10 protein-coding genes are annotated in these 13,869 nt (G+C 56.2%); 5 read left to right on the forward strand and 5 right to left on the reverse strand.

Features of this window, described 5'->3' with window-relative positions; translation table 11 throughout:
* Window positions 1-194: 194 nt before the first annotated feature.
* Complete coding sequence (locus tag NB063_RS20465; protein ID WP_250930627.1) at window positions 195-2,084, reverse strand: BBP7 family outer membrane beta-barrel protein; 1,890 nt, start codon at window positions 2,082-2,084, stop codon at window positions 195-197.
* A gap of 469 nt (window positions 2,085-2,553) precedes the next feature.
* Between NB063_RS20465 and NB063_RS20470 the strand changes: the two genes are divergently transcribed.
* The 4 genes from NB063_RS20470 to NB063_RS20490 all read left to right on the forward strand — a co-directional run bounded on the left by NB063_RS20470 (window position 2,554) and on the right by NB063_RS20490 (window position 9,052).
* The gene (locus NB063_RS20470) at window positions 2,554-4,752 is read left to right on the forward strand and encodes a carboxy terminal-processing peptidase (RefSeq protein WP_250930628.1); all 2,199 of its coding nucleotides are present in this window, start codon (window positions 2,554-2,556) and stop codon (window positions 4,750-4,752) included.
* Between the two features lie 62 nt (window positions 4,753-4,814).
* The gene (locus NB063_RS20475; RefSeq protein ID WP_250930629.1) at window positions 4,815-5,744 is read left to right on the forward strand and encodes an alpha/beta hydrolase fold domain-containing protein; all 930 of its coding nucleotides are present in this window, start codon (window positions 4,815-4,817) and stop codon (window positions 5,742-5,744) included.
* 701 nt (window positions 5,745-6,445) lie between these two features.
* A complete protein-coding gene (locus NB063_RS20485) occupies window positions 6,446-7,738 on the forward strand; it encodes a DUF1559 domain-containing protein (RefSeq protein WP_261367495.1) in 1,293 nt (430 codons plus the stop codon).
* 120 nt (window positions 7,739-7,858) lie between these two features.
* The gene (locus tag NB063_RS20490) at window positions 7,859-9,052 is read left to right on the forward strand and encodes a DUF1573 domain-containing protein (RefSeq protein ID WP_250930630.1); all 1,194 of its coding nucleotides are present in this window, start codon (window positions 7,859-7,861) and stop codon (window positions 9,050-9,052) included.
* Between the two features lie 37 nt (window positions 9,053-9,089).
* Here the strand turns inward: NB063_RS20490 and NB063_RS20495 are convergent, their stop codons facing one another.
* Window positions 9,090-9,779 (reverse strand): hypothetical protein, encoded by a 690-nt coding sequence (locus NB063_RS20495; RefSeq protein WP_250930631.1) that lies wholly within the window; start codon window positions 9,777-9,779, stop codon window positions 9,090-9,092.
* 148 nt (window positions 9,780-9,927) lie between these two features.
* On the reverse strand, window positions 9,928-10,788 hold the full coding sequence (locus NB063_RS20500; RefSeq protein ID WP_250930632.1) for a cysteine peptidase family C39 domain-containing protein: 861 nt from the start codon (window positions 10,786-10,788) through the stop codon (window positions 9,928-9,930).
* A gap of 259 nt (window positions 10,789-11,047) precedes the next feature.
* Here NB063_RS20500 and NB063_RS20505 point away from each other — a divergent pair, with 259 nt between their 5' ends.
* Complete coding sequence (locus NB063_RS20505; RefSeq protein ID WP_250930633.1) at window positions 11,048-12,100, forward strand: redoxin domain-containing protein; 1,053 nt, start codon at window positions 11,048-11,050, stop codon at window positions 12,098-12,100.
* A 58-nt stretch (window positions 12,101-12,158) separates the two neighbouring features.
* On the opposite strand, the gene NB063_RS20510 is transcribed toward NB063_RS20505, so the two are convergent.
* Together NB063_RS20510 and NB063_RS20515 are read right to left on the reverse strand one after the other, a co-directional pair.
* Window positions 12,159-13,439 carry a PQQ-binding-like beta-propeller repeat protein gene (locus NB063_RS20510; protein ID WP_250930634.1) on the reverse strand — a complete coding sequence of 427 codons (1,281 nt, stop codon included), beginning with the start codon at window positions 13,437-13,439 and terminating at the stop codon, window positions 12,159-12,161.
* A gap of 109 nt (window positions 13,440-13,548) precedes the next feature.
* On the reverse strand, window positions 13,549-13,806 hold the full coding sequence (locus NB063_RS20515) for a DUF4404 family protein (protein ID WP_250930635.1): 258 nt from the start codon (window positions 13,804-13,806) through the stop codon (window positions 13,549-13,551).
* Window positions 13,807-13,869: the final 63 nt, after the last annotated feature.

Consider the following 13,869-nt stretch of genomic DNA (forward strand, 5'->3'; position numbering starts at 1 on the left):
TCGGAGCGAAGAGTACTGGGAAACGTAGTGTAGATCGTTCCCCTCCATTTTCGTAGCCGTGCGAAATTCACACAGCAACGGCATTGGCCCTCAACAGAGGGTTCCTTCGCTCAACGGCGCCGTCGCACCCCGAATCTCGATTTGCCGGCGACGCCCGCGAGGAGCGAGCCGGCATTTCGGCAATACCGGTCCAATTACCAGATATATTCCGCACCGATCGTGAAACCTTGCATCACCACCGAGCTGAAGCTTGCCGCAGGTGGCGTGGTAACTTGGTTCCCCGCACTGACAGTGGTCAATGAATTCTGGACGAAACCGGCCGATGGAACCGTGTCGAGAACATCGTCGATCGCGATCAAGTGATGGGCCGTTCGGAGTGACCAGGAGTGCGAGAATCGGTAAACCAATTTGGTTTCGATTTCGCCCATGACCGTGCAAAGCCGATCGCGGTCGCTGATACTGACGACACCCGCCGTCGCACCCACTCCCGCCGAGTTGGCGTTGATATACGTATTCCGTTCCCAGTCGTTTTGTCCCCAACCACCCTTCATTCCGAAGCCAAGTTGGATGCCAGGCATCATGTTCCACCAAACGTCATAGCCGATCTGGCCGACGAACAGGTTGTTCTTCGTAAGCGTCGACGAATTGTAGAATCGCAGTTCGTCGTTACCCGGACCGCCTGGGGTTCCGGCGACCACGTTTCCGGCACCATCAGTCAACGTACCGACCGCGTTGAAGCCGAATCCGTTGTCCAGACGCAGGTAGCGAAAGCCGCCCAACCATGAGCCTTGGAAGCGACATCCCGGCCCCACCGTCCGGCGACGATAATTCAATTCCCCGCTGTGGAACACCGAATCAACCGTTACTGAATGAGTCAGCGATTGATCGGGGTCGTCATAGCCACCTGCGGGAGTGACGCCGTAGTTCGAAATGTACGAATACAAATTAGGAGCGACGGTGCTCGTCGCTGCCGCTTGAGCGGTGTTACTCCATTCATGTCCCCCGACATACACCATCTCCAAATTTCCACCGACTCCCATAATCATCGCAGCAGAGACTCGCACACCCGCCTCCAGATCGCCTACTTTTGCATCGCTCAGGCTAATCTGTGGGGTACCACTGACACCGAGGGTGCTGATCACCATGTCGTCTTGGGTGAAATTGTGTCCCAAGAACATCGCCTCGACGGACACGTCGTACCAACGCTGAGCACATTTGCCCGCTTCGCTGTAAGGTTTGATGGCATCACAAATGGCCGCGACGTTGCCGCCGATGGTTCCCATCAACAGCCCGAAATCGCCTTGCATGCATTTTCCGCTGCACCAATCACCCAACATGCCGCCTTTGCCGAGGCACCCGCTTTGATACAGGCTTGAGTTACAGATGCCACAGCCTTGGCCGTTGCACGAGCCGCACTTGCCCATCAACGCGGGCAGAATTCCGTTGAACCCGCCTCCGCCGCCACCACACGAGCCACACGCCGCACCGTCGCAGGAACCGCCATCGCATGAGCTACATGCATAGCCGTATGAATCAGCGTAGCCACCGTCGTAAACCTGGTATTGCCCGCCCATTCCGCCATCTTGATAGCTGATCGGCATGACGTGACCGTACGGACTCTGCATCGCCGCCTGGTAGGCTGCCGGCCCGATCGGCCCTTGTAGTCCAGTCGGCACGGGCATTCCAGGAATCGGTCCCGATGGGAACGAACTCGGAATGGTTTGTGCCAAAGGCGTGTTGCCCATCATCGGGCCGCCGATGCCAGGTGCCGCGACCATTGGGCCGGTAGGCATCTGGCCACCGAGCATGGGGCCGCTGACTGCCGGCTGACTAGCGTAATTCATTCCTCCGACAGCACTTACGCCGGCGGCGGTGGACCACGCCGAGGGGTTAACCCCAGGCGGAAGCATAAATCCGCTGGCCGCGTAATCAATGTCGTCCTCAGCCGACGGCGGTGCCGCTGACAGGATTGTCGGCGAACCGACGACAACTAGCATCGCAGCAACGCCGGCTGCGACAATCGACCGAAAAACGGCCGCCGAGTTTTTCGTCGGTATCGAGGTGTGTTTTGAGCGAGTGTTCATCCCTGATTCCTGAATCAATGCCTGCCTGAGTACGGGACCAATCGTCGAGATCCGTGGGCGGTTCGAGGCACTGCGGTAAACGTCAAAAACCAACGTCCTGGTAGGTCGCTGCGTCTTAATCGATTCCCCACCGTGCGTCTCGTAACGAAGCGTCCGCCGGTATCGGCAGAACCACTTCAAGCAGAGTTATCGGCAAATGTTACCGGGAACATTCGGTAAATCCCGAACAATCGGCCTAACTGAGCTCGGATAATTGCAATCTTCGTCACAACCCGAACCCGAATCGCCGCCACGCGTACAATCATTTGCCGGAGAAATCGCGGTTGCCTGACTTTCCGCCCTTTCCTACTATCCCCTAATAACCTCTCTGAAATTCTTGCTCACTCGCATCCAAAATTCCGCCCAGACGCTCTGAGCGGTGCCACATGCTTGCGAGAGGGCGCGGCCACTTCACCCACGCAGATACTCTATGTCGCATCGCCTTCGTTCCTATGCTTCTCACTTCGCAATCGCGATATTGGGCTCTTTGGTGGCGTTCTCCGGCGGTTCGCCGCCCGTCCAAGCTCAAAACGCGACCATTCTTCGAGAAGCCATTCCACCGGGCCAGCAACCGGTCGAACTGATCCCGAGTGAAGGTGCGCGGCAAGCGACCGCTCCGCAAAACGCCCAACAACCCGCCCCGGCCGCCCGTCCCGTCCAATTACCCAAACCGGCTCCACAAGACGGCGTCGTATCGCGGCTGATCTCACGCCTGATGCCCAGCGAGCATGTCTCGGGAAAAGAACTCGACAACGTTCTCAGCGCCCGGGCATTGGACCTGTACATTGAGTCATTCGATCCGCTCAAACTGTATTTCCTGCAAAGCGATATCGACCAATTCAAAAAGTACTCCACCGTGCTCGACGATCACGTTCGAGCCGGAAACCTTGATCTGGCGTACTACATCTTTGGGCGATTCACGCAACGCGTCGACGAACGCGTCGCGACCATCCGCCAACTCCTGAAGACAGACTTCGACTTCACCGTCGATGAGCAAGTCATCGTCGATCGTGACGCCGCCCAATACGCTCAGAACGTCGACGAAGCAACCGACCGGTGGCGCCGCCAACTGAAACTGTCGTTGCTCGACCTCAAGGATTCCGATGAACCCGTTGTCGGCCAAGAAGCACGCGACCAATTGATGCGGCGTTACGACCGATATGCCAATCGTTGGAAATCGACCAGCAGCGATGACATTCTGGAAATGTTCCTGACCGCGGTCACCAACAGCTACGATCCGCACTCGACCTACATGTCGCCTGCGACGCTCGAAGACTTCACAATCAGCATGAGCCTGAATCTCGACGGGATCGGTGCCTCCCTCGGTGAAAAGGACGGCACGACTCAAGTCAAGGCGATCATCCCCGGCGGTGCTGCCGATTTGCACGGCAAACTCAAACCCGATGACACCATCGTCGCCGTCGGACAGGGTGACGACGGTGAGATGGTTGACATTCTCGAAATGCCGCTCAAGGACGTTGTTAAACTGATCCGCGGTAAGGCCGGAACCACGGTTCGATTGGGCGTCCGTCCCGGTGGAACCGGAAACATGGAGATCTACGAGATCGTTCGTGCTCGAGTCGAACTCGAAGACTCCGCGGCGCGGGGTGAGATCATCGAACACCAACTCTCCAACCAGAACTCCACGCTCAAGATCGGTTACATCAACCTGCCCAGTTTCTACATGGACATGGAAGGTGCCAAACGACAAGACGCGGACTTCCGCAGCAGCACGCGTGATGTCGCCAAGATTCTCGAAGACTTTAAACGTCAAAACGTCGCCGGAGTGGTACTCGACCTCAGCCGCAACGGCGGCGGTTCGCTCACCGAAGCGATCAGCTTGACCGGACTGTTCATCGACCAAGGCCCCGTGGTTCAAGTCAAAGATGCCAACGGCTCGGTCCAGAAGTACGACGACGATCAACGTGGTACCGTCTGGGACGGACCGCTCGTCGTCCTGACCAGCAAACTCAGCGCGAGTGCGAGTGAGATTTTTGCCGGGGCAATCAAGGACTATCACCGCGGCATCGTCGTCGGTGACCCACAAACCCACGGCAAAGGAACCGTCCAAACGCTGATGGACATCGGTCAGTCACTCTTCCGGATCAAACGAGCCAATTACGGCGCGTTGAAGGTCACGCTGCAACAGTTCTATCTGCCCGACGGCGAAAGCACCCAGCTAAAAGGTGTCGCCGCAGACATCATCCTGCCGAGCGTGATCAGCAAAATGCCGGTTGCCGAAGGCGACCTGGAATACGCACTCGAACACGACCGAGTGAACCCGGCCCGCCATAACCTTTACAGAATGGTGCCGATGGACCTCATCAACAGTCTCCGCGTCAGTTCTCAGCAACGGATTGCGACGAACAAGGAGTTCACCGAGTTGATGCGCCGGATCGCGTTGTATGTTGAACAGAAAGACCAGAAGAGCATCTCGCTCAACGAGGAAAAGTTCATGCAACGACGTGCCGAAATGAAGGCACAAAAGGATGAAGAGGAAGAAGAACTCGAAGCCCAACTCGGATCCGACGTCGTTTTCCGTGACACGTATTACAACCAAGAAGTCCTCAATATTACCCATCAATACATCGAGGGTTTGAGGGCACAGAATTTGGCACGTGCAAATTGAATCTGATTCGAACAATCTCCGTTGCGATCGTCGGGTGGTCGCTGCTTTTCTCATCCCAACTCGTGGCTGAGGAATCTGCGTCCCCCGACATCAAAACGTATTGGGATATTCGGTACAGCAGTTCTCCTGAACTGCAGGAAGGAAAGTCTGGACTCGCGGATCTCTACCTTCCGATCTTCCCCGATGACACCGTCTCGGACGCTTCCCATGAATCGGAAGAATGCCTTGCGTCGTCGTCGCAACAGGCACCGGTTCGTGTCACCGGACGTCTGCGGCCCGCCGTCGTTGTCGTGCACGGTGGGGGCTGGTTGGTGGGTGACAAATGGTCGCTCGGCAGCTACAGCGAACAACTCGCTGAAATGGGATTTTGCGTGCTCAACATTAACTATCGCCTGGCCCCTTATTCTAAGTTTCCTGCTCAGGTCGATGACGTCCGTCACGCGTTGTTGTACTTGGCCGATAACGCCGATGAACTCAGTATCGATCCACAACGAATCGGTATGTTTGGTTATTCTGCGGGCGGCCATTTGTCGGCCTTAGTGGGAGTGATGTCCGACGAGACCGATGAAACCCAAGCCACTTCGAGCGACTGGGCAATCGATGACCCGCGTTGGAAGCGTCTCCCTAAGATCGCCGCGGTGTGTGCCGGCGGTCCTCCCTGCGATCTAAGACTCCTGCCGATCGACAGCGAAGCGTTGTCGTTTTTCTTGCACGGATCACGTCGGCAATTTCCCGAAATCTATGTCGCCGCATCGCCGACGGCACATGTTTCCGCCGGGGACCCGCCGACGCAGCTGATCCACGGTGAAAAAGACCTGATCGTGCCGATCGAAAGCAGCCAGGGGTTTGCCGACGCGTTGAAAGCGGTCGGCGTTTCGGTCGCTTTGACGGTGATCAAAGACCAAGGCCACCTTGTGACCTTCATGCACCCCAGGACGCAAAAACAGGTCCGCGACTTCTTTTCCGAGCAACTGCTGCAGCGAGCTCCTTAGCGCACCGCTTTCGTCTCTTCGCTCGCCTGGCTGAGCGCGCATCCTGCGCGAGCGGGGCTTTCTTTTAGGTTTTGGCCGACCACCCGCCCCCAAAGCGCTTTCGGACTCGACATCCGCTGATCACGCCCCACGCCCCCCCCTCGCGTGGAAAGCTTCTTTGCCCCAGACCTACCGCTTTCTGAAGCTTGGCGAAGCCTCATATGTAGGTTGTGTGAAAGGTTGATGAATCAACCCCGTTAGCACTTTCACCCCCAAATCACTTCGCTAGAACACCGGCATCCGAAGGGGATTGCCGAGCGGAAAGCCGCTGGTTTGGCTGGCGGCATCCAAGAATTTCGTGCGGCAGAAAAACGGCATCAATGCCACCCCATCGGATGAACCACTGTTCGTTCCAAGTTCCTTTCACCTTCAAACCACCAAGGAGACACATCCCCCTTTAGCATCTGCAGTGCCTAGGAGAGTCAGAGGTCAGTTGGCAGACCGACCATTCACTGACATGTCGACACCGGCCAATTTGTGAGGCCGGGGTCTCTCAACTTTGAAAGAAGAAAGGAGCCGTGACACGTCGCATTCCAATCACCGCTGCAACGGTTTCTGGAAATCAATCGCGACATGCCACGAGACTCACAAACATCACCAAATCTTAACAACAACTGATGTCTCACGCCGAGACACAAATGAAATTTCTGAAGGAATTCAAAATGCAAACGCGCATGCGTAAACAGGGTTTCACCCTGATCGAACTGTTGGTCGTGATCGCGATCATCGCATTGCTCGCCGCCCTCTTGCTGCCCGCAATCACCAAGGCTCGTGAGGCCGCCCGCCAAGCCCAGTGCCAAGCCAACCTCAAGAACATCGGCGTCGGCTTGTTCAAATACAGCGGCCGCCAGCCAAATGGAGCTTACTCCTCCGGTGCGTCGGATTTCCGTCGCGACGGCTGCATGGACACCTACGGCTGGGTTGCCGACATCGTCAACGTTGGCGACGGCAACATGAATGAGTCGCTCGACCCATCGAACCCACTCAAGGGTTCGGAGAAAATCAACGACCTTTACGGTGCCGACACCACCGACGCCAAAGACGGTGCACCGACCGCCCGCTTGGCCGCCGGCCAGTGTGGCAAGTCAAGCTTCAACGAAATTACGGGTTCCGGATCGGTTACGACCTTCGCGTCGACTGACGAACTGTCTGCCGAACGTGCCGAATTGATTTCACGTTACTTCTTCACCAACGGATACAACACCAACTACGCTGCCAGCTGGCACATGGTCCGGGGAATGATGAAGACCGAAACGATTTCCAACACGCTTCACACGTCATCGGCAGGTGGTTTCAAGGGTCTCGGTGGAACCACCGGACCGCTCAGCGCCAACGTGATGGACCGCAGCCGCGTCAGCAGCAGCAATGTCGGCATGATCGGCTGTGCCGCTCCTGGCGATATCGATGAAGCGATCCTGCAAGTCGCAATTGCTCACGGCCCTGGCGTAAGCCGCACCGTGTTCGCGGGAGCCAATAGCGCCGATGACACGGTCACCTACATCAACGCAGGTGATTTGTTAACTGAAGCTTTCAACGACGGACCCGCATACGTTGCCGACGCCAGCCCAGCGACCGCCAACATCGACCTAATCGGCAACGGTGTTTCCTTGCGTGCACAACTCCTGTGCGAGCGTGGCAACCCGACCACCGCTGCCTGCGACGCCCCGACAGGGACTGCTGGTGGTAGCCTCGGAAACGGCCTTTACCTGCAAGACACCCGTGACTGGTTCGCCATTCACCAAGGTTCGTGCAACATCCTGATGGCAGACGGCAGCGTCAAAGTATTCTACGACCAAAACGGTGACGGCTTCTTGAACCCAGGTTTTGCAATCAATCCTGATGACAGTCAAGTCGATGGCGTTGGTTACGCCGACGATAAATTGGAAATGGCTCGCGACGATTTCTTCGGCGGCATCTTCCTCAACGATCTCTACCTCAAAGGCAAGTTCGAATAGGACAAGGCGTATGATCAAACTCATTTGATCATCGTTTCGCATAACGCCTCCGCAGCCTCGACGAGGTTGCGGAGGTTTTTCCCATAACGAGTCAGAGCACTTCGCACACTCAACTTCCTCATGAAATCTCATTTTATCAAATTCATTACGCTCCCCATTGCGGCGATCCTCATGATCAGCATTGCAGGGGCCTTCTCCCTCGCCGTGGAATACAAGCCATACGGTGTCCCGGATCAACGCAGGGAAGAATACGATGAAAAACTGTCGCTCATCGCCCAGCAACAGAGAGTACTGCAAGGAGAAATCCCAGCCGAAGAACTTCCCCTCGCGGTCGTCGACCAGACCACCTACGACTTTGGCATGATCGATCCCCATATCACGGCAAGTCACTCCTTTACAATTCGCAATGAGGGCCAAGGACCACTGAGCCTCAAAGTCGCAGGTACGAGTTGCAAATGCACCGTGGGCAAACTCGAACACCAACTCCTGCAACCCGGCGCCTCGACCAACGTGACGTTGGAATGGAACACCGGATACCAGGCCGAGAAGTATGAACAAACCGCAACGATTGTGACGAGCGATCCGATGCACAAAGAAATCGAATTAACGGTAGAAGGCGAAGTTCGCGCGCAACTCATTGCACCGGAGTCTGTTGCACTCGTTGCACAACAAGTCGGCGAGATGGCGACCGGTGACTTCGTCCTCTTCAGTCAATTGTGGAGCGAGTTCACGGTCATGAGCATCACTTCCAATGAAAATGACGCAACGCTCAACTGGGAGGTCACCCCCATCGAAAACGACGACATCGCGTTGGCGGACAAACATCCCCAATCCGCCGTCCGCGTCGCGTTGGCCACGCCACGACATCGTCCGGGACAATTCCAAGGTGATCTCACGGTCACGATTCGCCCGGGCGACGGTTCGCCCGACATCACCCGCACGATTACCTACGCCGGTAAGGTCCGTCCACCGATTTCTTTTATCAGCCCACTTTTGCATATGCACGAAGGGCTTCACGTCGGAACGTTGACCGCGGGGGAAGAATCGACGTGGCACCTCTTTGTCCGTGTTCGGGGCGGCGAAGGACGCAAGATCGAGGTATTGGATGTTGAACCCAAAGTGCTCCAAGCCGAGATTCAACCCACGTCACGAGACGGTGACTATCGACTGACCCTTAGAGTCGAAGAAGACTGTCCGATGACCATCTTCAATCTGGATCATCAGCGAGGCTATGTTCAAGTCGGCGACCCCGCTGACAAGCAGTTCTCAAACTGGTTCCCCGTCGTAGGTGCCGTCGTTGAACTCGACGACTGAACCGATTTGTCTCGATCATCGATCTCATTGATGCGTTTTATGACGCATCGGCGCGGCGAATACGCTGGGCGACGCTTCGCAGAACACGGCACAGATTGATAGACGAAGCCAAATACAACTCCGCCTCAACAAGGATCAGCTCAGGGATCTCAATGCCGCTCGCTTCTTCAGGCGTTTCGAAGAATCGCCTGAGGAACCCGCCTACCACGGGACGACTCTGCGAGGAGACTCTGCGTATCGACAATTCACGGTCGATTTTTTGTACTGCGGAGTGAAAAAAGTAATACTGCACTCGCGCGGCGTTGGGAAAGATTTCCGCAGCAATCTTTTGGTGTTTCGATCGGGCCAAAGAATCTCCGTCTTCATCGATTTCGAGATCACGCAACCGCTTGACCAGATCCAACAACAAACTCGAATCGCCCGAGCCTTTCAAACGTTTTGATTTGAACCACAACTTATCAAACGACTCATCACTCCCGTCATGCAGCGTGCGAAGCAGATAGCGATGATCTTGGCGAAGCTCCACCGCCGGATCGACGCGGACCACCTTGGGGTCATGATTGACCTCGTAAAGAGTGCGGCATCCCGACGAAGGTTGATCCAGCATGGTTGGACTGATCGCAGCAAGGACCAACGCGACTTGCTCGATGCATGCTTCCGACAAGACCGGCATCGCCAATTCGTCGACGGTCGGAAAGTAACGGGGCTGCTCCTGTTCAAGTGGCATAAGTCAGTCCTATGACAATCCAAATATCGTTCGCCCTGGAACCGGACCGTACTGAGTGAACGATCTAACGCAGCTAGCCCAACGCGGGAAATCACATCTCGCCTGAGTATATTCCTAACGGGTGGCTGACTGATACGACACCCCGAAACTATCGCCCCCCTGTTATACGCATCCCAACGCCCCTCCAAAGAACACTAAGATCCGCTCGTGACCATCGTTCCATACCGACCGAAGGGTCGGCCACGACGATTCCTTCGCCATCCGGGGAGGCTGCCAGAGCCACTACGCTGTGCCCCATCCCAGGGATCCACCCCCACTGCTCGGCATAGCGTCGATCCTCCACTCCATACGGCAGCCCCACCGCGAGCAACACGGGCCAATCGTTGGAGTCGAGCAGCTCATCGAGGGTTTGATTCACGATGTCAACCTCGCGTCCCTGTTGCTGTGCCTTGATTTTGACGCCGCGATAGAGGCCGAGCGTCGGCGTGCCGCTGCTGTCGGTTAAGCACAACGGAATCATCTCCGCTTCACTAGCTTCGATCCCTTCGGCTCGCAGCAAAGTCGCTGCCGCGGCAGGGCTGCAAGTGGCCCAGGAAGTCTGCATCACCACCGGCCCGCTCGGCACCTCCGACCCCGCCGGTGGCGGACGAACTGCGATCGATAATAACGGCCAAACGATGGCAGCCATCGAACACGCGGCCAACAGCGTGGCCAACGTCGTTCGCCGCCATAGCGGGGTTTTCGGCAACCGGAACGCCCATCCGGCGGCTAGTGCCGCGAATACCGCAGCGAGGTTGGTATAGATGATCGCCGCAGACGATGGAACGATCCGCGCCCAATACAACTGCCCCGACGCGTAGAGCAGAAAATAGATCATCCCGACGATCGCAAGACTCAAATACAAGATCGTGAGCTGCCCCTTGGATGCATACGCGTAGCCGCCCGCAAACAGGCCGCTTGCGATCGACACTCCAACCATTACTAAAATGGCAATCCATAGGTCGGTCATATTTCCTACTCGGTATAGTTTCTAATAGCTCTGGCTCGCGGTGCACCTAACGTGCATCGGTCGCAAGAACATAACAGCAAATTAGATACCGTTGTCTCGCGCGGTGCATCTCCGCTCCTCGGGCTTCGAAACCGGATCCCAAATCTCTTCTCAAAGCAGCAAGTCCATGCACGTTTGGCGTCTCTCTCTTCCCTCCGGCGTATCGACCTGGCTAATGCGTTTCCGCCGCCCCACTCTCGCATTTGGCTTAGTTGCAGCGATGTCATTCACTGCTTCCGCGGCAGAGCCCCCCGCGGAGGCAGCATCCGATGTAACCAGCCAGCCCTTCCTCTTGCAGATGATTCGAGACGACGCGGTCCAACAAGAGCTCCGACTCGATGAATCCAAGATCAAACAGGTGGACGTCGCCATTTCGGAAGTTGATCCGCGATGGTGGGTCAGCCGAATCCAACCGCGTGAACAACAGCAAGCCGAGGTAAGAGAACTCACACAACATCTTCGCAAACGGCTCTCCCAGATTCTGGAAGACGATCAGTCGAGGCGATTGGCGGAGCTCGAACGACAGGCTCACGGTACCCGCATGGTCCGGCGGGCCGATGTTGTCACGGGCCTGGGGATCTCACCGACTCAACAAGCCAAGTTCGAAAAACTGTTTGCGGAGACGGACGCCGAAGTCGCAAGCATCCAGAAGGATCTCACCGAGAAAACGATCGATACCAAACAAGCCGCTCAAGAGATCGCCACCGAGCAGCGAAACGAACGCCAGGGACTGCTCGAAATTCTAACGCCGGACCAACAAGCGAAGATCGGTCCGCTCGTGGGCGCAACGTTTGACTTCTCGCAAGTCAAACGAACCTACCCACGAGCCCCAGACTTCATCACCGAAGGCTCGCAATGGCTTGGCCCCGAAAGTGTCCGAATGCCTGACCTGCGCGGAAAGGTCGTGGCCGTTTTCTTCTACGCATTTCAGTGCATTAACTGCCAACGCAACTTCCCGCACTACAAGGCATGGCATACCGACATGGCCGATGATGGGCTGGTCATCATCGGAATTCAGAGACCCGAGACAGCCGCCGAACGCGATATCAATCGGGTGAAGGAGGCCTTGAAGAAAGACGGTTTCGAATTCCCCGTCTTGTTCGACCAAGACTCCAACAACTGGAATGCGTGGGGAAACACGATGTGGCCAACCACCTATCTGATCGACAAGAAAGGTTTTATCCGCCGCTGGTGGCAAGGCGAGATGAACTGGCAAGGCACACCCGGTGAACAACAAATGCGAGAGTCCATCGTGGCTCTGTTGGCTGAGTAACGTACCTAGCATCAACGCTTGCGTTGACGCGTCTGGTACCGATTCGCATTCCGCGGTACTACTTCAGGCGATAGCACATCAGCTTGTCCTGCTCACGCAGATACAACTTGCCATTGGCAATCACCGGATGAGCCCAAGTTTTGCCTTGTTGAAACTCCGGTTCAAAGAGGTGAATGACCTCGAAATCATCAGGCGTCGCGGTGGCGAGCATAACGGTACCATCCTCACGTCGAATCACGATGTGTCCGTCAGCGTAAACAAGGCTAGTTTCACCTTTCCCTTTGGCACGCTCAGGTCCCCATGCGATCTTACCCGTTTTCATTTCGACACAAATCGGCAATCCGTTTCCGTTGCCATGCCCGCAATACAAGTAACCGTCGACCAGCGTGACGCCGCCGTGCTTGTTTTGTAACTCGCGGGCGCCGAGCCAGTAAACTTCCTCCGCCTTCACATTGTCATTTCCGTCGGCGGACAATTTCAGGAGCGCAGATCCCGTGTTGTAGCCGGTGCTCGTGAATACATAGTCACCGTCAACGATCGCGGTCGGAATGTTTGCGGTTTTGTTGGCGATTCGTTCATACCGCCACAGCACCTCGCCGTTACTGGCCCGAATACCGAACAATCCCTGGCCGACCAATTGAATGTATTGTTTGACTCCGCCACCGTGACTGATCACGGCGGACGAATAGCCGGCACCCTTCTTTAACGAGTCATCGTCCCCGGCAGGAAACTTGCTCGCCCAGATTTGTTCGCCCGTATTCTTATTCAGTGCCACAACCATCGCATCCTCACCACCGGGTGTGCAGATCACCCGGTCGCCGTCGACGAGGGGCGATTCACTGAATCCCCAACCGCTCATCATCTTGCCGTCCCACTCTTCGAAGTCTCGCGACCAAACGACGGTACCGTTTTCGCGACTGAGACAGACGATCTTTCCATCGCTGCTAACCATGTAAAGATGGTTTCCATCGACGGTCGGTGTGGTACGACTACCATCGTAACCATGCTTGGGTAGCGAATCGGTAATCGCTTGCTTCCAAAGGATCGTGCCATCCTTTTCGCTGATCGCAATCGCGGATTGATTCGATTCCATGTTTCCGGTGGTGTAGATCACTCCATCGGCCACGCTGACACTTGCGTATCCCGAACCAAGGCCTTCCGTGATCCATTCCAGCGGCGGACCGTCTTCGCCCCAAGTGCCAAAGAGCCCAGTTTCAGCTGAACGATTGGCGCGGTCGGCCCCTCGCCACTGCAACCAATCTTCCGCAGAAAGTAACGAAGAAACCGAACAGGTAAACGCCACGACGAGAGTCAAAAGGAACGGGAATACAGTTTTCATGGGTGGGGCTTTGATAGGCAGGGTGAAGCGGAGGGATTGGGCAGAAACGAGGCGGGACACAAGACCGAGGCGGCCTTAAGAATTGGGAGTCCGAGTCGGCAAACCGAGTTCAGATCCCCATTTGGGCGAGCATATCGGCGATCCGTCCGACGCTATTGGTGAGCGCTGGATGCGACTCCTGAAAGTGCGCGGTGGCTTCCGATAATCGTTCGGCTAGCGACTGAGAACTCACCTCCGAACGATCGAGGCTCTGTTTGATCTCGTTGACCGCTTCCTCCAACTGCTCGCGTTCCTCAGGATCAAGGCTCTCGACGTCCGCGAGCTGTTTTCGAAGCTGATCAAGTGTTTCTTCAAGTTGCGTTCGCATGTTAGTTACCTGGACCTTGGAGAGAGAGATGCCGTGACGGGGGCGTTTCCGGAATGCGAATGA

The organism is Aporhodopirellula aestuarii (assembly GCF_023701485.1).
GTDB classification, from domain to species: Bacteria; Planctomycetota; Planctomycetia; order Pirellulales; family Pirellulaceae; genus Rhodopirellula; species Rhodopirellula aestuarii.